This window comes from Streptomyces sp. NBC_00289, assembly GCF_041435115.1.
In the GTDB taxonomy this organism is placed as follows: domain Bacteria; phylum Actinomycetota; class Actinomycetes; order Streptomycetales; family Streptomycetaceae; genus Streptomyces.
Map to the genome: position 1 here is coordinate 1,353,440 of NZ_CP108046.1, position 19,302 is coordinate 1,372,741.

The following is a 19,302-nucleotide window of genomic DNA, read 5'->3' on the forward strand; positions in this document are numbered from 1 at the left end:
ACGTGCTCGAACTCGGGCGTGCGGGTCCTGCGCGGCGGCCGCGCTTTCGGCGACCGGTGCCCACTCCGGCCGCGGAACGCCACAGGTCAGCCGTTCCGAAACGCTTCACGCAGGCGTCCGCCCCATGCATCCGTTCGATCGCCTCGAACGGAATGATCCGCTGAGCGACGCGGACCGCCCGGTGCCGCACGGCTTTCGAAGTGAGGCGAGCGCCCGTGCTGAACTGCCCCCTCCCGATGCCCGGCCACCTCACGCCGCGGTCCGTCCCCTCCCGTACCTCGGCAGCCGGGAACACGTTGTGGTCCGCGACGCGCTCCTGACCTGGCACGATCCGGCGTTCCTGACCTGCACGACCCGGAGCCGGCCGTCGTGCCGAACCGGGCGCGGGCCGCGATCAGGCCCATGGGCCGGGCGCCTGGCTCCACCCGCCTCGCAACGGCGGGGCAGCTTCCCGGCATCGTTCAACCGTCCGTGCCCCGCCCCGCCGGAGCGCGAGCCGCCAGGGCCTCCAGCACGAGGTCCACCGCTTCCTCGAAGGTGCTGTCCGTCAGCCCGGACAGCTCCCGTCGCACCGCGTTGAGCGCCGGGTACAGGGCAGGGTCCAAGCCCTGGTAGACGTCTCTCCACGCCCGCTGGTCGGCCTCGCGTTGTTGCCGCGGGAGCGCCTTGAACGCCGCCTCCGTGGCCGCGTGGCTGAGGACGGTGTCGATGAAGGCCAGGTAGAGCCGTACGGCCTTGGCCGGCTCGAAGCCCGCGGACAGCAGCAGGCCGACGCCCGCCTCCACGGCCCGCATCTCGTTCTCGCGGCGCGTGACCCGGTGCGATGCCATGGCCGCCGCCCGGGGATGGGCGAGGTATCCGGCGCGTACGCGCCGGGCCATCTCCCGCAGCGAGGCCACCCAGTCGTCCCCGGGGACGAACCCCGCCATCGCGTCGCCGATGATCCGGTCGGCGATGGCGAGCACCAGGTCGTCGGTGCCGTGGAAGTAGCGGTAGAGAGCGGTCGGGTCGCAGCCCAGTGCCGCCCCGAGCCGGCGCACGCTCAGCGCGTCGGGACCGTGTTCGCCGATCAGCCGCAGGGCGGTCTCCACGATCAGGTCCTGGGACAGCAGAACCCCGGAGCGGGTGGGCCGTCGGCGTCTGCGTTCCTGCGGGACACGGGTGGACATGACCGGGATTCCTCTCGTCGCGCGCCGACCGCGTACTGCGTATCGGCAGTGAACGACCCGCACCCCCCTTACGTCAACAGGATTGACGCAATGTGGACGCACGCTGTTCCATCGCATTCCGCGCGGCTCTTCCCACTCCCTCGTCCCCGAGGAGCCCTCCATGTCATCCGCACTCCCCCCGTCCTCACAGCCGAGCCCGTCGGCCGAGGCCCAACCCGCCCTGCGCCGTTCCCTCGGTGTCGTCGACGGCGTCGCCATCGCCGCGTCCAGCACCGCGGCCACCACCAGCATCGCCATCGGCATGGGCACGATCGCGTCCATCGTCGGCCTCCAGGCCCCCGCCCTCCTGCTCCTGGCATTCCTTCCGGTGCTCGGCATCGCCACCGCGTACGCCCGTCTCAACCGCTCGGAACCGAACTGCGGCAACGGCTACGTGTGGGTCGGCAAGTCCCTCGGCCCCTGGCCCGGCTTCCTGACCGGCTGGGTCACCGTGGTCGGCTCGCTCATCTTCTGCGCCTACACCAGCGCGATCATGGGCTCGGTCGTTCTGATCCTGGCCAACAAGGCAGGTCTGCACACACTCGCCGGCATCGCACTCGATCCGACGTCCACCGGTGTCAGCACGGCGGTCGGACTGGTGATCCTCCTCGCCCTGGCAGCACTCACCGTCACCGGAATGCGGGCCGCCACCCGGTTCCAGTTCGCCCTGCTCATCTTCGAGTACACGGTGCTGCTGGGCTTCTGCGGCTGGGCCCTGGTCACCGGCGACCACGCCGTGTCGCTCTCGTGGTTCAACCCCTTCGAGATCACCGACGGCACCGCCTTCGCCCAGGGCATGGTCCTCGCGGTCTTCTTCTTCTGGGGCTGGGACGCGGCCTTCAGCGTCAACGAGGAGACCAGAAGCCCGGGCGACGCGGCCCGCGGAGGCCTCATCGCCCTCTTCGCCATGCTCGGCCTCTTCCTCTTCGCCTCGGTCGCCTTCCAGCGGGAGATGAGCCTGGCCGAACTCGTCCGCAACGGCCCCCAGGCGCTTCCCTACCTCGGGGAGAAACTGGCCGCCGAGCCGTGGGCGACCCTGCCTCTGATCGCGCTGATGTTCTCCGCGGTCGCCTCCGTGCAGGCCACCCTGATTCCCACAGCGCGCGGACTGCTCGCCATGGGCCGCGACCGCACCATGGGGCCGCTGTGGACCCGCGTCCACTCGCGCTACGGAACTCCCGCCCTCGGCACGCTCGTCGTCACGACCATCGCCGCTGTGATCGCCCTGCTCGCCGTCGCGATACCCAAGCTGAGCGACATGCTGCTGGCCGCTGTCAACGCCATCGGCCTCGTCGTCGCCCTCTACTACGGCCTCACCGCGCTCGCCTGCGCCGTACGCTTCCGCTCCGCCCTTCGCGAGGGAGCCCGCGAGGCACTGCTCGCCGTCGGCGTGCCCACGGTGTCCGCGCTGGTCCTGCTCAGCCTCGGCGGCTACCTCGGATACTCCTACCTGACCATGAGTGACCACTTCGAACTGAGCCCGGACAACGGCTGGTTCATGTTCTCGCTGCCCGCCGCGATCGTGCTGACCGGGCTCGGTATGGCCGCCTACGCCAAGTACGTGCGCCGCTCCCGGTACTTCACGACCGGGCGCGGCACCGACGCCGAATCCCTCACCCTCCCGATGGACCACACGGCGGTCTGAGCCCTCACCCCCTCCCCACCATCACCGCGTTCCCCGCCTTCCCACGGAGTTCACCCCATGTCACACCACTCGGCCACGGGGCCGGCCGACCTCGTTCTCACCGGCGGCCCCGTGCACACCGTCGATCCCGCCCGCAGCCGCGCCACCGCCGTGGCCGTGCGCCACGGACGGATCGCCGCCGTCGGCCACCACGAGGTGCACGAGCTGATCGGGCCGCGCACCGAGGTGGTCGACCTCGCCGGAAAGCTGCTGTTGCCCGGCTTCCAGGACGCTCACGTCCACCCGCAGGGCGCGGGTATCGAGCTCGGCCTGTGCCACCTCGCCGACACCGTCGACCCCGCCGAGTACCTGCGCAGGATCAAGGCGTACGCCGATGAGCACCCGGACATCGAGTGGATCACCGGCGGCGGCTGGTCCCTGGAGGCGTTCCCGGGCGGCACTCCCACCGCCGGCGCCCTCGACGCGATCGTCCCCGACCGCCCCGTCTTCCTGCCCAACCGCGACCATCACGGCGCCTGGGTCAACAGCCGGGCACTGGAGCGTGCCGGCATCGACTCCCGCACCCCCGACCCCGCCGACGGCCGCATCGAGCGCGACGCCGACGGCAACCCGACCGGGACGCTCCAGGAGGGCGCGGTCCACCTCGTGGGAAGACTGGTGCCGGATCCCACGCCGGAACAGCAGCTCGCCGGCCTGCTCCGCGCCCAGGCCGTGCTGCACTCCCACGGCGTCACCGCCTGGCAGGACGCCATCATCGGCACCTACGCCAACATGACCGATCCGTCGCCCGCCTACCTGACCGCCCACGACCGGGGCCTGCTCACCGCCCGCGTCGTCGGCGCCCTGTGGTGGGACCGCGAGCGCGGCACCGAGCAGATCGCCGAACTCCTCTCCCGCAGGGAGGAGTTGAGCCGGGACCGGTTCCACGCCACCACCGTGAAGATCATGCAGGACGGCATCGCCGAGAACCACACCGCCGCCATGCTCGACCCCTATCTGACCGGCTGCGGCTGCACCTCGGACAACAGCGGCATCAGCTTCGTCGACCCGGGCGAGCTGCGGAAACACGTCACCGAACTCGACGCGTCCGGCTTCCAGGTCCACTTCCACGCGCTGGGCGACCGCGCGGTACGTGAGGCGCTCGATGCCGTGGAGGCCGCCCGGACGGCCAACGGCTGGCGCGACACACGGCACCACCTCGCACACCTCCAGGTCGTCCATCCCCACGACGTGCCGCGCTTCCGCACTCTGGGCGCGAGCGCCAACCTGCAAATGCTGTGGGCCGCCCACGAACCGCAGATGGACGAACTGACCCTGCCCTTCCTCGGCGCGGAACGCGGCACCCGGCAGTATCCCTTCGGCGATCTCCTGCGCGCCGGAGCGACCCTGGCCGCGGGCAGCGACTGGCCGGTCAGCAGCCCCGACCCGCTCCAGGCCATCCACGTCGCCGTCAACCGCATCGCCCAGGGGGCGCCCGAAGGCACCCCCGCCTTCCTTCCCCAGCAGCGCCTCGACCTGGGAGCCGCCATCGCCGCGTACACGGCCGGCAGCGCCTACGTGAACCACCTCGACGACAGCACCGGCAGCATCACCGTCGGCAAGTCGGCCGACCTCGTCCTCCTCGACCGCGACCCCTTCTCCGGCCCACCCGAGGAGATCGCCACCACCCGCGTCCTGGAGACCTTCGTGGAAGGCGAACGCGTCCACGCGACCCCGGACGCCTGACGTCCGGCCCAGCACGCACCGAACCCGCGCGGTCGGCTCGGACGCTTCCCCGGCATACGAAACCCCCTACCCGGAATGCTCGGGCAGGGGGACAGTCGCCGGCTGTCGCGGGTCAGTTGTAGACAGCGGTGTCGGTGAAGTCACCGTAGTCGGTATTCAGGAAGACCCAGCTGTCCGCCTTCACCGGCGCGGAATTGGCAATCGTGCGACCGAAGCATGCGAGCTGGCCCAGGCGAACGACGACCGCGATCCGTCCGACGAGGCTCTGATCATGCTGGGCAGCCGGGAGGTTGTGGAGCGAGCCCGGGTCTGGGTGACCGTGGTGATGGAGATGGAGCGGTTCCTGCGCGAGGGCACGCGCGACCCGCAGGCCTGGCAGGTGCTGCTGGAGCGCCAGCGTGCCGGCCGCGAGGGCTACTACGCGGCCGTACGCGAGGACCTGCGGCTACCACCCGGGCACCCGGCGCGATGGCCGTCGATGCCGGAGGCGTGAGCCGCCCCGGGCCGACAAGCGTCTGCGTGTGGTGCGCCGGACCGAGGCGTCAGGAGGGGCTCGGGGCGGCGCTGGGGCCCATGCCGGACATGTGGACGATGGTGCCGCCCACCTTGGGGCGGAACTGCTCGAGCGACTGTAGCTCGGCGCTGATCACCCAGCGGAATCCCACCAGGAAATCGCCCTGGTACATGCCGGCGGTGTCCAGCCAGGTCTGCTGGAACCGCTCCTCGGGGAACGTCGTGATGAGGTAGTCGGCCTTCTTGGTGTGGCAGACACCCTGGCGCAACTCGTCCGCCTCGACGCGGATCTTGGCCTTGCAGTTCGTCAGGCTCGCGATGACCTCGACCTTCGCGGGCGCCACGACCTCGGCCTTGACGGCCGAGATCGCCGGGGTCTTCGAAGCCTTCTTCCCGACGGCCGAGTCGTCTTCGGCACCGCCGCACGCCGTCGCCAGGGGCAGAAGGGCCAGGCTGGCGCCGACCGCGGCGCCACGCACCAGACGGGTGGCGGAGGGGGCGCGGCCGGTGCGCGTTCGCAGTTGTGGCTGGGGCACGTCGCTCGCTCCGTATCCAGGCTGTTCCTGCCCGCACGGCGGACACCTTACGACGAGAGGTACGGGCGAACGCTGACGAGCGTTCACCTTCGGACTTCGGGTGATCTCGTCATTGCGCCCCGGACCCGCCACGGTCTGCACAGGGCATCACCGCACGGGTCCACTGAACAAGCCGGTCAAGGACGGCCAACACGACATCCTGGCGCCGGGACGGAAGGAAAGGCCACGTCAGCCATGCGGGTGCCGACAGCAACACGACTGCCGTGAGGGGCAGCAGGAACAGGGCAACGAAAAACGGGCGCGCCGGCCACACGGGCATGCGTCAACCTCCACGACTTGTCCCGGACAAGGGGAACCGTGCTGGATGGCGACGCGAACTGGGCACCCCAGGCGCACCTGCGCATGAAGTCTCCGGCCAAAGCCGACATCCGTGAACCGTTCGAGCCTACCCCCAACACACCAGTCGCAGGGGGCAGTTCGCGCAAGACGGTACGTGGCGCCGCGATGGCATGCGGGCGGCCCGAGACGAGGGGATGTCGGCCAGGTTCACGCGGCAGTACGGACCGCACACTCCCCGGGTGGCACCCTGGACGCCCTACGGGACCTCGCTCCGGGCGCTACGCTGAGCGCTTCTCCTGTTGATCGTCGCCACAATGTCCTCGGGCGACTGAACAGCGGAGAAATAGGTCTCATGCTCCTGGTTCAGGATCGCGAAAAGGTTGACCACCACTTCCTTTGTTTTACTCAGAGCCTGCTTCTTCTGATCGGGAGTGTTGCTGCTGATGATCTCTATCAAGGTCAGCTCCCACGTCGCAAGAGCTTCGGCGAGAAGAATGTTCTGGGCTCTGTAAGTCCCCCAGTTCTCTCGCCAGCCCCAAAATGCACTCAGCGCCGCGAATACCGCAACGAGCACGCTGACTGTGGCCAGAAGGCCCACGTTGTTCTGCGTCTGGGGGTAGATGAAGAGAAGCGGGAGAATCACTCCCATCACCACTTCGAGCCCACCAAAAAGACGGAACCAGAAAACGGATGCCCGCGCGAAGAAGTGCGAGCGCTTCTGATGCCTGACCAGCAGCCTTCGTACTATTTGGTCACACTCTGGGAACTGGGCCCCGATATCGGCATGCCACTCGTAGAGTGCGCTTCTTCCTGACGTCCACCGCATGCCCGCCCCCGGTTATGGTTGACTCACGATGCAAAACGTGGATCTTGTCCACGATGCACCGTTTCTCTCGTTCCTGCGGCCCGCTTGCTGAAGGCCTGTCAGGGCAAGGACCCAGAATATGGGCAGAGCAACACCGCGCAACGGATTTGGTCGAATCCCTCGCTCGATCAGCTGACGGACAGCCGAGCGGGCCGGAAGCGCCCTCGATCGGGCAGCTGAGCCGGTCCGGGCAAGCGCGCCCGTCCGGCCAAGCGCGCCTGTACCAACACCCCATCACTGAACGGGCAATGAGCGACTGCACCCCACCTGACCAGGCCCATGGACCCAAGGGGCCGGAGGCGCGGGCCTGTTGTGCCATCCGCCTGTCCGTCGGCTGTCGGCAGCGCCCGATTCGCGCCCTGCGCGCGGAACGGCCTCGCGGCCGGGGGGCGGTGATCCGAACAACGGACCCTAGAAGGCTCATGAAGATCTTGGGTTCTGGCCCTGCCGCGTCAGCGGCAGGGCCAGACTCGCCATGTGGCGATGGGTGAGTGGGTCGGCGAGATGGTCGGGCCGGACGTGTGGGAGACCTGCCGGGAGTTGATCCCGGCAGGGAGTGTGTTCGCGTTCCTGGCCGAGCACCGCGGCGAGCTGTTCCCGGCTGAGATGTTCGTGGACATGTACCCGTCGGCGAACGGACGGCCGAGCATGCCGCCGCAGATTCTGGCCGCCGCGATCACCTTGCAGGCCCTTAACGGGCTGTCGGACTTCGAGACGGTCCAGGAGCTGCGGTGCGACCTGCGGTGGAAGGCCGCCTGCGGGCTGGGCCTGCACGACATGGCCTTCGACCCGTCGCTGCTGGCCTACTTCCGCCGCCGGCTGGCCCGTTCCGCCCGCCCCAACCGCATCTTCGAGGCCGTGCGCGAGGTCGTGAAGGCCACCGGAGTCCTCAAGGGCAAGCACCGCCGGGCGCTGGACTCCACCGTGCTGGACGACGCGGTCGCCACCCAGGACACCGTCACCCAGCTCATCGCCGCCGTCCGCGCGGTGATCCGCGAGGTCCCCGGCGCCGACGCGGTCGTCGCTGCGCAGTGCACCGCCCACGACTACACCGACCCGGGCAAGCCCCGCATCGCCTGGAACGACGAGCAGGCCCGCGCCGAGCTGGTCGACGCGCTGGTCACCGATGCCCTGCGACTGCTGGGCCACCTGCCAGACCAGCAACTCGGCGACAAAGCCGCGAACGTGGTGGGCATCCTGGCCCTGGTCGCCGGCCAGGACGTCGAGCCCGCCGAGGACTCCGACGGCCGCGACGGACGCTGGCGCATCACCCAAGGCACCGCTCCCAGCCGGATGCTCTCCACCGTCGATCCCGAAGCCCGGCACATCCACAAGACCCGCAGCCACCAGCAGGACGGCTTCAAGGCCCACCTGGCCATCGAGCCCGAGACCGGCTTATACACCGCCGTCGCCCTGCGGCCCGGCGCCGGAGCCGAACACCACGAGGCCGCCGTCGGCCTGGACCTGCTCGCCGACGAGGACGACCCGCTGGACGTCTTCGGCGACACCGCCTACTCCGCCGCCGACGCCCGCCAGACCCTCCACGAGGCCGGCCACCGGCTGTTCCTCAAACCCGCCCCACTGCGACCCGCCATCCCCGGCGGTTTCATCCTCGACGACTTCGCCATCGACACCACAGCCGCCATCGTGACCTGCCCGGCCGGACACGCCGTGGCCCTGTCCGACCCCGGCGGGCAGCACCACCAACGCAAAGCCTCTTTCGGGGACTTATGCACCGCATGCCACCTGCGCGAGCGGTGCACCAAAGCCAAGGCCGGACGCATCCTGACCATCCGACCGCACCACGACCTCCAGACAGCCGCCCGCCACCAGGCCGCCACCGACCCTGGCTGGCAGGCCGACTACCGCCGCTGGAGACCACCGGTCGAACGCGCCGTCGCCTGGCTCGTCCACCACGGCAACCGGCGCCTGCGCTACCGCGGCACCATCAAGAACAACACCTGGCTCCACACCCGGGCCGCCGCCCTCAACCTCCGCCGACTGATCAACCTCGGACTCACCCACACCAGTGGCACCTGGCACCTCGCACCAGCCACTACATGACCGGAGGGGCTGTCCGGCCTGACGGCCGGACAGCCCCTCACCAAGATCTTCATCAGCCTTCTAGCCGTCGTACGCCGAGCAGAGGGTGCGTACCTTCTTGTGGGCGGCCACCGCGCCGGCGTCCTTCACGTCGTACGTCTGCAGACGGCGCATGACGTCCTGCATCGCGGTGTCCAGGCGTTTGTAGTCGCCGTCCAACTGGGCCGCGGAATGGGCCAGCGCGGCGGCGGCACCCGCCCGGTTGTAGCGGGCCTGGGACGCACGGTCGGAGTCGACGTAGACGGCGCTCAGTTCCGGGACTCGGCCGAACGCCTGACACGCGCCCACCGCGTCGGCCCGCGCGTCGCCGAGACCGGCGCCGGCCGCCGCGCTGTCGCCGCCGGCCCAGATCAGCCAGCCGAGGCACACTCCCGCGCCGGCGGCCACGAGCGCCGCGATGAGGGGTGCCCGCCACCGGGCGGAGGGTCGGCCTTGGGCGGCGGGAACCGGCGGGGTGACGGGTGGCGGCGGGACGGAGGCGGGCACGGTCATCGACTCGGCTCTCTGCGGCGGGGGCGAACGGTCCCGCTGCTCGGGACCGGAAGCAAAATAGCCGCCGCGGCGTCCACACGTACGACGATTGACTCGAACAGCCTTGCTGTAATGGCCGGTTCACGCCTCATGGCGACAGCACCAGCGGTGCGCCGTGGGCGTGACACCCCTTGTCCCGGCGTGGTCGTCTACCGGCACGGTGGCCTCTTCGACGGCCACAGACCGTAAGCCCAGGCTAAGGCCCTGCCTCCGTGGCGGTGTGCGTGATGAGCGCGCGGACGACGGTCTCCCAGTCCGCTCGGTCGACCCCATGGCCGGCACCGGGCAGAGCCAGCAGCCGCGCGGCGGGGATCTCTTCCGCGAGCGACTCGCCGTGCCCGAACGGGAACATCGGGTCCGCGGTCCCGTGGATCACCAGCGTGGGCACGGAGACGGCCGCCAGGGTCTCTCGCGCACGCTCACCGTCTGGAAGTGAGTCGTGGTTGCGTACAGCGGCGAAGTCGTGCGCACGCTCGACATCGCGACGGACCAGGTCGCGGACGGCGGTCTCGTCGAAGGGGCGCATGCCTCCCGCGAGTACACGCGAGTAGGCGACGAGGTAGTCGATCACCGAGGCGGTCCGCGACCAGTCGACCTCCGCGGACGACACGAACCGAACGAACTCCTCGGTCGGCGGGGGCAGTTCGCGGCCGCCGCCGGACACCGCACGCGAGGTGCTGATCAGCACGAGCGAGAGGACTCGATCCGCATGGTCGAGCGCGACCCGCTGCGCCAACGCCCCTCCGGCCGAGACGCCCACCACGTGGGCGGCCGGAATGCCGTGGGCGTCGAGCACACTGACGGCGTCGCCGACCAGGTCGGCGCCGGTGTAGCCGGGATGGCCCGCCTGATAGGTGACCGATCGGCCGGTGTCGCGATGGTCGTAACGGATCACGAACCGTCCGCCCTCAGCGAGCATCCGGCAGAAACCCTCCTCCCACCAGAGCATCGACGCCCCCGTGCCCATGATGAGCAGAACCGGCGGGTCCGACCGGTCACCGAAGGCCTCGGTGCACAGCTCCACACCGTCCGCGTCGATCATGCGCTCGGCCATCGCGACGTCTCCTCACCGCGCCCGTTGTGCATCCGCGCGGGGCTGGCACGTGGCCACCGCTGGTGACAACGGTACGACGATCACCCGACGGACGGCCGGTGTCCTCCGGTCGCGAAGGCGAGGATGTCGGGGACCGCCTCGCGCAGGCTCTCGAAGTGCCGGTGGACCCCGTCAACAGCGACGGGAACGTTGACTCCCCACACCGTCATGCCCGCCCGCAGTCCGGAGGCGACTCCGGACGGCGCGTCCTCGATGACCAGGCAGTCCTCCGGTGCGGCCCCGAGCCGCTCGGCGGCCAGCAGGTAGGGAACCGGGGACGGCTTCCCTTCCTCCACGGCGGCAGCGTCCACGACCACGACGGGAACCGGCAGTCCGGTCCGGGCGAACCGCCCTCGCACCCGGTGCTCGTAGTTCGAGGTCACCAGTCCCCAGCATCCCAAGGGCAGGTCGGTCAGCAGCTGGGAGGCACCTTCGAAGGCGGTATAGACACCTGACCGGACGTCTTCGTCCTCCAGTTCGTGCAACGCGGCCAGGCACTGCCGCGGGTCCCGATCCGGAGCGACCACCGCGAAGGTCTCCGAGGGCCTCGTCCGCAGCGCCGTCCGGTAGACCGTGTCAGGATCCAGTCCGTATCGACTCGCCCACGTCGTCCATACCCGTCGCTGGTTGTCCAGGGCGTCGATCAGCGTGCCGTCGACGTCGAACAGGACACACTTCCGGGAAGCGGCCCGGGCAGGTTCGCTCATCACGCCCGCATCACTTCTCCCCGATCAGCGGGTCGATCATTTTGTGCAGCCGTTCACCGGAGAGCGGCTGCAACGCGCGGGCCGCGATCTTTCCTTCCCGGTCGAGAACGATCGTGGACGGAATGGCCTGCGGGTTCAGGCTGCCCCTGGGGAAGCCGTAGAGGACCAGCTTCCCCACCGGGTCGTACAGACTGGGATAGGTGACGCCGTGGTTCGCTTCGAAGGCCAGGCCGGCCGTCCGACTGGCGTCGCGGGTGTCGATCCCGACGAACGCCACACCCTTGGCCCTGGTTTCCCGGGCGACCTTCGAGAAGAGGGGTGCTTCGGCGCGGCAGGGCGGACACGTGGATCCCCAGACGTTGATCACGACGATCTTCCCTTTGAGGTCGGCGACGTCGAGATGCTTCCCCTGGAGAGTGTCGCCTCTCAACTCGTTCGGGAGCCGCCGTTCACCCTTGGGCACGGTGGAGACACCGTCCGCGCCTGCGACGAATTCGGTCCGGCTGCCTTTGCCGGCGGACCCGCCACCATCGCAGGCTGACAAGGCCGCCGCACTCACGACCACCATCGCGGCGAATCCGACGGCGCTGACTGTACGGCTGCGACCCATGTGAAAAGTTTCGCACGGCCGAACCGCTCCGAGACGCCGACCCCCTGAGTGCCTGTCAGCACCGTTTCGCGAGGACTCCTGTGGCATGCCGCGGAGTTGGGGCACATGCCCATCGGTTCATGGACTGGGTTCTGCTCACCCCGGACCCACGCGGACACGCCACAGGTATCAGCGGCTGTCCATGCGGCGTCGGTCCTGCTCGTCCCACTTGCGTGTGTCGCGCGGCTGCGTGTACGGCTCCTTCTCCGCCGGGTGGCCGCCGGCGATGGCCCGCTGCCGCAGGGTCTCGGCGTCGAACTCCAGGCCCAGCAGGATCGCCAGGTTGCTGATCCACAGCCAGACCAGGAAGACGATCACGCCGGCCATGGTGCCGTAGGTCTTGTTGTACGAGGCGAAGTTGGCGACGTAGAGGGCGAACCCGGCGGAGGCGATCAGCCAGATCACCAGGGCCAGGACGCTGCCCGGGGTGATCCACCGGAACCCCTTCACCTTGGCGTTGGGGGTCGCCCAGTACAGAATCGCGATCATGGTGGTGACGAGAACGACCAGGACCGGCCACTTGGCGATCGACCACACCGTCAGAGCGGTGTCGCCGATACCCAGAGCCGTGCCGGCCTGACGTGCGAGAGCGCCGGTGAAGACCACGATCAGCGCGCTGACCACGGCGAGTATCAGCAGCGCCACCGTCACGCCGACGCGCACGGGAAGGATCTTCCACGCCGGCCGGCCCTCGGGCATGTCGTACACGGCGTTGGCGGCCCGGGTGAACGCCGCCACGTACCCGGACGCCGACCAGATGGCCAGCGCCAGCCCGACGATCGCCATGATCGAGCCGAGGCCGCCGCGCCCCTGCATCTGCTGCACCGCACTCGTGATGATGTCTCGGGCCGAGCCGGGAGCGAACTGCTGGAGGTTGTTCAGCAACTTGTCCGTCGTCGACCTGCCGGTGAGGCCCAGCAACGACACCAACGCCAGCAGAGCCGGGAACAGCGCGAGGATTCCGTAGTAGGTCAGAGCCGCGGCCCGGTCGGTCAGCTCGTCGTCCTTGAACTCTCGCAGACTGCCCTTGAGCACCGCACGCCATGATTGCTTCGGCAGCTTGCCCGGCGTGTCCGGCGCCTTCCGCTCCGCCTCGGGACCGGGCCCAAACCGCTCCCTGGAGTCATCGGCCGAAGCGGGTGGGCCGGAATCCCGGCCGCGTTCCGGAGCCGCGCGGCGCTCGGCGACTCCCGACTGATTTTGTCCGATTTTTGGTATTCGAGTCATATTGACCGTGTAACCACTGCGTACCGGCCCATTCCCCCGCATTGCGGCAAACCGTGCTGTCGGCAGCCGTCCGTCAGGTCACCCCGGTGAACTGGCCGTATCGGGGTACTCGCGCGCTCACGACCGGGCGCCGCAGCGCGCTCGGCGGAAGAAGCGAGTGACGGGAGGTGATCGCCATGTCGAGTACACAGCCCCATCAGGGATCGGGCCGGCAGACGCAGGGCGCGGAGCCGGTGGGCGAGCTGGTGGCGCGCGCGTCACAGCAGCTGACCGAGCTGGTACGCGGCGAACTGCGCCTGGCTCAGGCGGAGATGAAAGAGAAGGGCAAGCGCTACGGCAAGGGCGGCGGGCTGTTCGGCGGCGCCGGCCTCGTCGGGTTCCTGATGCTTGAGGCCCTCGTGGCCACCGCGATCGCCGCCTTGGCGGAACCGCTGTCGGTATGGGCCGCGGCCCTCATCGTGACGGCGGTGCTCGGCGTGATCGCCGCGGTGATGGCCGCGACCGGGAAGAAGCAGGTCAGTGAGGCCGCACCGCCCACGCCCGAGAAGACGATCGAGAACGTGAAGGCCGACGTGGCCGAGATCAAGGAGAGCGCGCAGCGATGACCCAGCCACCCCACGACGACTCCACCGCCTCCAGCCCCGAGGAACTGCGTGAGCAGGTCGAGCAGACCCGCCACGAACTCGGCGAGACGGTCGACGCACTCTCGGCCAGGACGGATGTGAAGGCCCGCGCCCAGGCCAAGGCCGCCGAGGTCAAGGACCAGGCCGCCGCCAGGACAGGCGAGCTGAAGGGACAGACGCTGGCCAAGGCGGAGGAGCTGAAGGCCAAGGCCGCCGACGTCGCCCACCAAGTGCAGGACAAGCTCCCCGACCCGGTCAAGGAGACCGCCACCCAGGCCGCCGAGCAGGCCAGGGCCAAGGCCGCACAGGCCGGCCGGCTGTGGGAGGACAAGGCTCCGGAGCCGGTACGGCACAAGACGGCACAGGGAGCGCAGTTGGCCCGCGACAACCGCAACCTGCTCCTGGCGGTGGGGGGCGCGGCCGTCGTGCTGTGGCTGGCCTGCCGCCGCGGCGGCAAGGGCTGAAGCGGATGAGGGGGAGGTTTCAGGGCGACCAGGACCGTCATGAAACGGCATGCTCCTGCCACCTCCCCCGCCAGGCTGACGGCGCCGGTGCGTGAGCCGGTGCCGGGGCCGGCGCCGTACGGGAGGTGACCACCGGACCCCGCGACACCTCCCGGCGGTGCCACCCGCTCGTCGTGACGCCCGAGCGAGCCGGCACGAAAGCCACGCCGTTCACGGGCGACGAGCGCCTCTCCACCACGTGCGACGCGCGACGGCGTCGGGTCACCCCGCCAGGTCGCGCACGTGCGGTACCACCCGGGTCAGCCGCAGCACGCCCCACACGATGAGACCGGCTCCGATCGCCTCGGGCACCAGCCACCACCCCGTGCGGATGCTCTCCCCGAACAGGCTGACGCCCAGCAGCAGGCTGACCGTGGCGTCGCCGATGGTCAGGGCGGGTTGCGAGGCCGCCAGCGAGCCCGCCTGGAGCGCGTTCTCCAGGAGCAGGACGGCGCCCACCCCGGTGACGGCGAACCCGTAGGTCTGCCACGTCGAGAGGAACGCGCCCAGGCCGTCGTCGGCGAAGGTACTCGTCGCCGACTTCAGCAGGGCTGCGGTCAGGGCGTTGCTGATGGCCGACGCGCTGCCGAGCACGGCCGCCCGGAACAGGGACGAACGCTTCTGCCGGGCCAGCACGACCAGCACGCCCACCGCCCCCAGGCACAGCACCAGCGCCGGGATCCACCGAGCCATCGACGCCTGGTCCCGCGCACCCGTCGGCGCGGCTGCCGCGAGCAGCAGGCTCAGACCCCCGACGACACCCGCCACGGCCCACCAGCCCGCCCCGGGCAAGCGCCGGTGCAGCAGCGGGATGGCGAACAGCAGGGCGAACGGCAGTTCCATGATGAACAGCGGCTGCACCAGGGCGATGGGCCCGTTCAGCAGCGCCAGCGCCTGGAACAGGGCCGCGCCGACGACGCCGCCGATGCCGATCAGCCAGGCCGGCTTCCGGGCCAGGGTGAGGATGAGCCGTAGACCACCACCACTCGGGACGGTGGAGGCTGCCTTGCGTTGGAAGACGGTACCCAGCGCGTTGCTTGCGGCACCCAGGACGGCGAACAGCGCGGCCAGTATGGTCACCCTTCCACCATGCCCCGTAACGGGAGTGGCAGCCTCCTCGGGTACTCCGTGAGCACCTGTGACGGCAAAACAAAAGGCAAGGAGTTCCCACTCCTTGCCACTGTCAAGATATAGCGCAGTGGGGGCCTTGCCACAAGACCCGGGTCGTGCTGCAGAATCTCCGACCGAAAGCCGGAACCTGCGGAAATCGGCGACTCGCGAAACACATGCGTTTTCGTCGACGCGTGGTCTCGCGGGGCGTGGGACCGTCGGCGGGAATCGCGACGTGGCCGCGGGCGCTGTGCGCGCGGATGCGGGCGTGCGCGCCGCTGACCTCGCAGCGCAGCCGGCCGAACCGAAACGCAGTCCTGCACCATGGGGGATCTTGATGATCGACGTGATCATTGCCGGCGGCGGACCGACCGGCCTGATGCTGGCCGGCGAGTTGCGGCTGCACGGCGTGCACGTGCTCGTGCTGGAGAAGGAGGCCGAACCGACCGTACAGTCCCGCGCGCAGGGCCTGCACGCCCGCAGTGTCGAGGTGATGGACCAGCGCGGTCTGCTGGAGCGGTTCCTCGCGCTCGGCAAGCAGGTCACGGTCGGCGGCTTCTTCGCCGGCCTCGGCACATCGTGGCCCGACCGGCTGGACACCGCACACTCCTACGTCCTTCACATCCCGCAGGAGGTCACCGAACGATTGCTGACCGAACGAGCCACCGAACTGGGCACCGAGATCCGCCGAGGCTGTGAACTGGTCGGGCTGAGTCAGGACGAACAGGGGGTGACCGTCGAGCTGGCGGACGGCACGCGGCTGCGCTCGCGCCATCTGGCCGGCTGCGACGGCGGCCGCAGCACGGTGCGCAAGCTGCTCGGCGTCGGCTTCCCCGGTGAGCCCTCCCGGGTCGAGACACTCCTGGGCGAGGTGAAGGTGACCGTGCCGGCGGAGACGCTGGCCGCCGCGTCGGCAGAAGTCCGCAAGACCCAGCTGCGGTTCGGCTTCATGCCCCTGAAGGACGGGGTGTACCGCGTCGTCGTGCCCGCCGAGGGGGTGGCCGAGGACCGTGCGACGGCGCCGACCCTTGGTGAACTCGCCGACCAGCTGCGGACGTTCGCCGGAACCGACTTCGGCGTGCACTCACCGCGGTGGATCTCCCGCTTCGGCGACGCCACCCGGCTCGCCGACCGCTACCGGGTCGGCCGGGTGCTGCTGGCCGGCGACGCGGCGCACGTCCACCCCCCGACCGGCGGGCAGGGCCTCAATCTCGGCGTCCAGGACGCGTTCAACCTCGGCTGGAAACTGGCCGCCGAGGTGAACGGCTGGGCGCCGGAAGGGCTGTTGGACACCTATCACGCCGAACGGCACCCGGTGGCCGCCGACGTGCTGGACAACACCCGCGCGCAGATCCAGCTGATGTCCACCGAGCCCGGGCCCCGCTCGGTACGGCGGCTGATGTCGGAACTGGTCGAGTTCGAAGACGTGAACCGCTACCTCATCGAGAAGATCTCGGCGATCGGCATCCGTTACGACCTCGGCGAGGGGCACGAACTGCTCGGCCGACGGTTGCGGGACGTCGGGCTGAAGCGTGGCCGCCTCTACGAGTTGATGCACGGCGGCCGCGGACTGCTGCTCGACCGGACCGGTCGGCTCTCGGTGACGGGCTGGGCGGATCGGGTCGACCACGTCGTCGACGTCAGCGGGGAACTGGACGTGCCCGCCGTTCTGTTGCGGCCCGACGGCCACGTGGCGTGGGCCGGTGAAGACGAGCGGGATCTGCACGACCAGCTGCCCAAGTGGTTCGGCGCCGCGGTCGGCTGAGCGCGGAGTCGCTTCGGGGACGGGGACCGCGCCCCGCGCCGTACGGCTGCCCCATGGCCCTCTCCCGCCGGGAGTCAGCCGCGGACCGGGGGGTGGTTGAGCTGGGCGGTCAGGAGGTGGGAGTCGAGGAGAGTGATGTCGGCGGTGCGATCGGCGCGTGCGTAGCCGGCCAGCATGCGTTTGGTCAGGATGAGGGCTTCCGGCGCGCGCCGGACCAGTGGTCTCGTCCAGGCGTTGACGGCCTGGTCCAGCTGGTCGAGGGGGACGACCTTGTGCAGGAGGCCGAGCCGGTGCGCGGTGGGTGCGTCGAACGTGTCGCAGGTGAGCATGAGTTCGCGGATTCGTGCGGCACCGGCCTCCGCTACGAGGCGGCCCATGGCACCTCCCCAGGCCGGCGGGAGACCCAGGCCCACCTCCGGCATCCGGAAGCGGCAGGTGTCCGCGCCTGCGCGCAGGTCGCAGAAGGAGGCGAGCGCGAGACCGGCGCCGATGACTTTGCCGTGGAGCTGGGCGATCGTGACCGCGTGGGTGATCTCCAGGGCCTGGCACAGCCGGTGCGCCTTGTCCGCGATACGGCGCAGGGCGGCCCCGGTCGGATCCGCGGCCAGCGCCTCCTGGTACTCGCCGCGGTCGGCTCCCAGGCAGAAGTCCTCACCCAGGGACGACAGGTGCAGGATGCGGACGTCGGGTCGTTCGTGGAGGTCGTCGAGGAGGGCGATGAGGTCGTCGAGGACGGCGACGCCGAGCGTGTCGTCCTTCCCCGAGGGGTTGAGCCGGACGCGAAGCACGGGGCCGTCCTGCTCGACGGCCACGGCTTCACGTCTGTGCGCGGAAAGGATACTGCCGGTTTCGGTCATGCGAGGGCGACGTCCAGGTTCAGCAGACGCCGGAACGCCACCCTTGGAGCCCACGCCGGGCGGCGTACGAGGGTGAGGCGGGGCAGGCGTCTGACCAGTTGATGGAGGAGGGTCTGGGCTTCCAGCCGTGCGAGCGGCGCGCCGAGGCAGTAGTGGATGCCTCCGCTGAAGGCGAGATGGTCGGGTTTGCGTTGGAGGTCGAAACGTTCGGGATCCGTGTGCCGGGCCGGATCCCAGTGTGCCGCGCCCACCATGAGGTGGGCCATGTCGTCCTTGCGGATCTCGATTCCCCCGAGGACGCAGTCCTTCGCGGCGATACGGCTGATCACGTGCGTGGGCGGGTCGTAGCGCAGCGTCTCCTCGACGAACGCGGGCACCAGGTCGGGGCGGGTGGCGACCGTGTCCCACCGCTCCGGGTGCTCGACGAGGCGCAGTGTCATGATCGACAGCAGGCTGGAGGTGGTCTCCAGTGCCGCGAGCAGGACGAACAGGGCCAGAAAGTAGACCGCTTCATCGGCTTTGTCGCGGTCCGGTTCGATGGCGTCCCATGTCCGTATCCAGCCCGACACGGGATCCTCGCCCGGGTGGGTACGCCGGTGACGCACCAGGTCCATGAAGTAGGCGCGTAGCTCGGCTGTGGCGGCGTCCGAGCGCGCCAACTGGCTGGCGGAGGGCAGCAGTTCCTGGGTGAACACCTGGTCGTGGGTCAGCCGGCGCAGGCGCGAACGGTCGGCGGTCGGCAGGGCTAGCCAGTCGCCGATGGCGGCGACGGGCAGTTCCTCGCTCACCAGGGCGGCGAAGTCGGCCTCGCCGGCGTGGAGTTGCTCGGCCAGGCCGGAGAGGAGCTGGTCGGTCGTCCGGCTTATCGTCCGGCCGATCCGTTGCAGGGCGGGGCGGCCGAACGTGCCGGCCGCCCTCCGTATTCGGGTGTGGTCCGGGGGGTTGAGCGCGGGCAGGGTGTTGCTCATCTCCCGTGAGGAGGGTGCGTTCCAGCGGGTGCCCGGGCCCTGCTGGTCGCGCCAGCGCTTGTCGGGCTCGAGCCAGTGCCGACTGCGGAGCACCTGGTCGCAGAGGTCGAAGCTGGTCACGAGGGAGCCGCCCCAGGGAGCAGGGCTGACTCCGCCCATGGACCGCAACGCCGTATAGATGGGGAAGGGATCGGCCTGCCCCTTCGCCGTACGGAGACGGGAGAAGAGGGTGACGGCTGAACGGCGGTCGTGCGACGCGTTTGCGGCAACCACCACGATGACGGCTCCTTCCTGAGCATCAGCCGCCATACGTACCCACAAGGTTCTTGAACCAT

Annotated in this window: 17 protein-coding genes and 1 pseudogene; 7 read left to right on the top strand and 11 right to left on the bottom strand. The window is 69.9% G+C overall.

Annotated features, from left to right (window positions below; translation table 11 throughout):
• Positions 1 to 461: 461 nt before the first annotated feature.
• Positions 462 to 1,169 (bottom strand): TetR/AcrR family transcriptional regulator, encoded by a 708-nt coding sequence (locus tag OG985_RS06715; protein WP_371667294.1) that lies wholly within the window; start codon positions 1,167 to 1,169, stop codon positions 462 to 464.
• Positions 1,170 to 1,329: 160 nt separating this feature from the next.
• Here OG985_RS06715 and OG985_RS06720 point away from each other — a divergent pair, with 160 nt between their 5' ends.
• The 3 genes and pseudogenes from OG985_RS06720 to OG985_RS06730 form a co-directional block, all read left to right on the top strand.
• On the top strand, positions 1,330 to 2,853 hold the full coding sequence (locus OG985_RS06720; protein WP_371667295.1) for an APC family permease: 1,524 nt from the start codon (positions 1,330 to 1,332) through the stop codon (positions 2,851 to 2,853).
• 57 nt (positions 2,854 to 2,910) lie between these two features.
• Positions 2,911 to 4,578, top strand: a complete 1,668-nt coding sequence (locus OG985_RS06725; RefSeq protein ID WP_371667296.1) for an amidohydrolase — start codon at positions 2,911 to 2,913, stop codon at positions 4,576 to 4,578.
• Positions 4,579 to 4,804: 226 nt separating this feature from the next.
• Positions 4,805 to 5,071 (top strand): annotated as a pseudogene (locus tag OG985_RS06730) (hypothetical protein); the annotation flags it as partial.
• Positions 5,072 to 5,120: 49 nt separating this feature from the next.
• Here OG985_RS06730 and OG985_RS06735 read toward each other — a convergent pair.
• Positions 5,121 to 5,627 (bottom strand): hypothetical protein, encoded by a 507-nt coding sequence (locus OG985_RS06735; protein WP_371667297.1) that lies wholly within the window; start codon positions 5,625 to 5,627, stop codon positions 5,121 to 5,123.
• Positions 5,628 to 6,222: 595 nt separating this feature from the next.
• Positions 6,223 to 6,792, bottom strand: coding sequence for an SLATT domain-containing protein (locus OG985_RS06740; RefSeq protein ID WP_371667298.1), 570 nt, complete (start codon positions 6,790 to 6,792; stop codon positions 6,223 to 6,225).
• A gap of 522 nt (positions 6,793 to 7,314) precedes the next feature.
• On the opposite strand from OG985_RS06740, the gene OG985_RS06745 reads away from it, so the two are divergent.
• Positions 7,315 to 8,895 carry an IS1182 family transposase gene (locus tag OG985_RS06745; protein WP_371666829.1) on the top strand — a complete coding sequence of 527 codons (1,581 nt, stop codon included), beginning with the start codon at positions 7,315 to 7,317 and terminating at the stop codon, positions 8,893 to 8,895.
• Positions 8,896 to 8,955: 60 nt separating this feature from the next.
• Here the strand turns inward: OG985_RS06745 and OG985_RS06750 are convergent, their stop codons facing one another.
• The 5 genes from OG985_RS06750 to OG985_RS06770 form a co-directional block, all read right to left on the bottom strand.
• Positions 8,956 to 9,426, bottom strand: coding sequence for a hypothetical protein (locus tag OG985_RS06750; RefSeq protein ID WP_371667299.1), 471 nt, complete (start codon positions 9,424 to 9,426; stop codon positions 8,956 to 8,958).
• Positions 9,427 to 9,661: 235 nt separating this feature from the next.
• Positions 9,662 to 10,519 (bottom strand): alpha/beta fold hydrolase, encoded by an 858-nt coding sequence (locus OG985_RS06755; RefSeq protein WP_371667300.1) that lies wholly within the window; start codon positions 10,517 to 10,519, stop codon positions 9,662 to 9,664.
• 80 nt (positions 10,520 to 10,599) lie between these two features.
• A complete protein-coding gene (locus OG985_RS06760; protein ID WP_371667301.1) occupies positions 10,600 to 11,265 on the bottom strand; it encodes an HAD family hydrolase in 666 nt (221 codons plus the stop codon).
• A 10-nt stretch (positions 11,266 to 11,275) separates the two neighbouring features.
• The gene (locus OG985_RS06765; protein WP_371667302.1) at positions 11,276 to 11,875 is read right to left on the bottom strand and encodes a TlpA family protein disulfide reductase; all 600 of its coding nucleotides are present in this window, start codon (positions 11,873 to 11,875) and stop codon (positions 11,276 to 11,278) included.
• 168 nt (positions 11,876 to 12,043) lie between these two features.
• The gene (locus OG985_RS06770; RefSeq protein ID WP_371667303.1) at positions 12,044 to 13,141 is read right to left on the bottom strand and encodes a YihY/virulence factor BrkB family protein; all 1,098 of its coding nucleotides are present in this window, start codon (positions 13,139 to 13,141) and stop codon (positions 12,044 to 12,046) included.
• A gap of 176 nt (positions 13,142 to 13,317) precedes the next feature.
• Here OG985_RS06770 and OG985_RS06775 point away from each other — a divergent pair, with 176 nt between their 5' ends.
• On the top strand, positions 13,318 to 13,746 hold the full coding sequence (locus tag OG985_RS06775) for a phage holin family protein (RefSeq protein ID WP_371674283.1): 429 nt from the start codon (positions 13,318 to 13,320) through the stop codon (positions 13,744 to 13,746).
• Positions 13,743 to 14,228 carry a DUF3618 domain-containing protein gene (locus OG985_RS06780; RefSeq protein ID WP_371667304.1) on the top strand — a complete coding sequence of 162 codons (486 nt, stop codon included), beginning with the start codon at positions 13,743 to 13,745 and terminating at the stop codon, positions 14,226 to 14,228. Before OG985_RS06775 ends, OG985_RS06780 begins: the two co-directional genes overlap by 4 nt.
• Before the next feature lie 261 nt (positions 14,229 to 14,489).
• Here the strand turns inward: OG985_RS06780 and OG985_RS06785 are convergent, their stop codons facing one another.
• The gene (locus OG985_RS06785) at positions 14,490 to 15,347 is read right to left on the bottom strand and encodes a DMT family transporter (protein WP_371667305.1); all 858 of its coding nucleotides are present in this window, start codon (positions 15,345 to 15,347) and stop codon (positions 14,490 to 14,492) included.
• 367 nt (positions 15,348 to 15,714) lie between these two features.
• Here OG985_RS06785 and rox point away from each other — a divergent pair, with 367 nt between their 5' ends.
• Positions 15,715 to 17,142 (top strand): rifampin monooxygenase, encoded by a 1,428-nt coding sequence (gene rox / locus OG985_RS06790; protein WP_371667306.1) that lies wholly within the window; start codon positions 15,715 to 15,717, stop codon positions 17,140 to 17,142.
• A 74-nt stretch (positions 17,143 to 17,216) separates the two neighbouring features.
• Here the strand turns inward: rox and OG985_RS06795 are convergent, their stop codons facing one another.
• Positions 17,217 to 17,999 carry an enoyl-CoA hydratase/isomerase family protein gene (locus tag OG985_RS06795; protein WP_371667307.1) on the bottom strand — a complete coding sequence of 261 codons (783 nt, stop codon included), beginning with the start codon at positions 17,997 to 17,999 and terminating at the stop codon, positions 17,217 to 17,219.
• A complete protein-coding gene (locus tag OG985_RS06800; protein ID WP_371667308.1) occupies positions 17,996 to 19,276 on the bottom strand; it encodes a cytochrome P450 in 1,281 nt (426 codons plus the stop codon). The genes OG985_RS06795 and OG985_RS06800 overlap by 4 nt, the downstream gene beginning before the upstream one ends.
• Positions 19,277 to 19,302: the final 26 nt, after the last annotated feature.

Coding starts and splice junctions, on each gene's coding strand:
- OG985_RS06770 (WP_371667303.1), bottom strand. CDS start 13,141: ATGACTCGAATACCAAAAATCGGACAAAATCAGTCGGGAGTCGCCGAG.
- rox (WP_371667306.1), top strand. CDS start 15,715: ATGATCGACGTGATCATTGCCGGCGGCGGACCGACCGGCCTGATGCTG.
- OG985_RS06795 (WP_371667307.1), bottom strand. CDS start 17,999: ATGACCGAAACCGGCAGTATCCTTTCCGCGCACAGACGTGAAGCCGTG.
- OG985_RS06720 (WP_371667295.1), top strand. CDS start 1,330: ATGTCATCCGCACTCCCCCCGTCCTCACAGCCGAGCCCGTCGGCCGAG.
- OG985_RS06775 (WP_371674283.1), top strand. CDS start 13,318: ATGTCGAGTACACAGCCCCATCAGGGATCGGGCCGGCAGACGCAGGGC.
- OG985_RS06800 (WP_371667308.1), bottom strand. CDS start 19,276: ATGGCGGCTGATGCTCAGGAAGGAGCCGTCATCGTGGTGGTTGCCGCA.
- OG985_RS06750 (WP_371667299.1), bottom strand. CDS start 9,426: ATGACCGTGCCCGCCTCCGTCCCGCCGCCACCCGTCACCCCGCCGGTT.
- OG985_RS06760 (WP_371667301.1), bottom strand. CDS start 11,265: ATGAGCGAACCTGCCCGGGCCGCTTCCCGGAAGTGTGTCCTGTTCGAC.
- OG985_RS06715 (WP_371667294.1), bottom strand. CDS start 1,169: ATGTCCACCCGTGTCCCGCAGGAACGCAGACGCCGACGGCCCACCCGC.
- OG985_RS06740 (WP_371667298.1), bottom strand. CDS start 6,792: ATGCGGTGGACGTCAGGAAGAAGCGCACTCTACGAGTGGCATGCCGAT.
- OG985_RS06765 (WP_371667302.1), bottom strand. CDS start 11,875: ATGGGTCGCAGCCGTACAGTCAGCGCCGTCGGATTCGCCGCGATGGTG.
- OG985_RS06780 (WP_371667304.1), top strand. CDS start 13,743: ATGACCCAGCCACCCCACGACGACTCCACCGCCTCCAGCCCCGAGGAA.
- OG985_RS06755 (WP_371667300.1), bottom strand. CDS start 10,519: ATGGCCGAGCGCATGATCGACGCGGACGGTGTGGAGCTGTGCACCGAG.
- OG985_RS06725 (WP_371667296.1), top strand. CDS start 2,911: ATGTCACACCACTCGGCCACGGGGCCGGCCGACCTCGTTCTCACCGGC.
- OG985_RS06745 (WP_371666829.1), top strand. CDS start 7,315: ATGGGTGAGTGGGTCGGCGAGATGGTCGGGCCGGACGTGTGGGAGACC.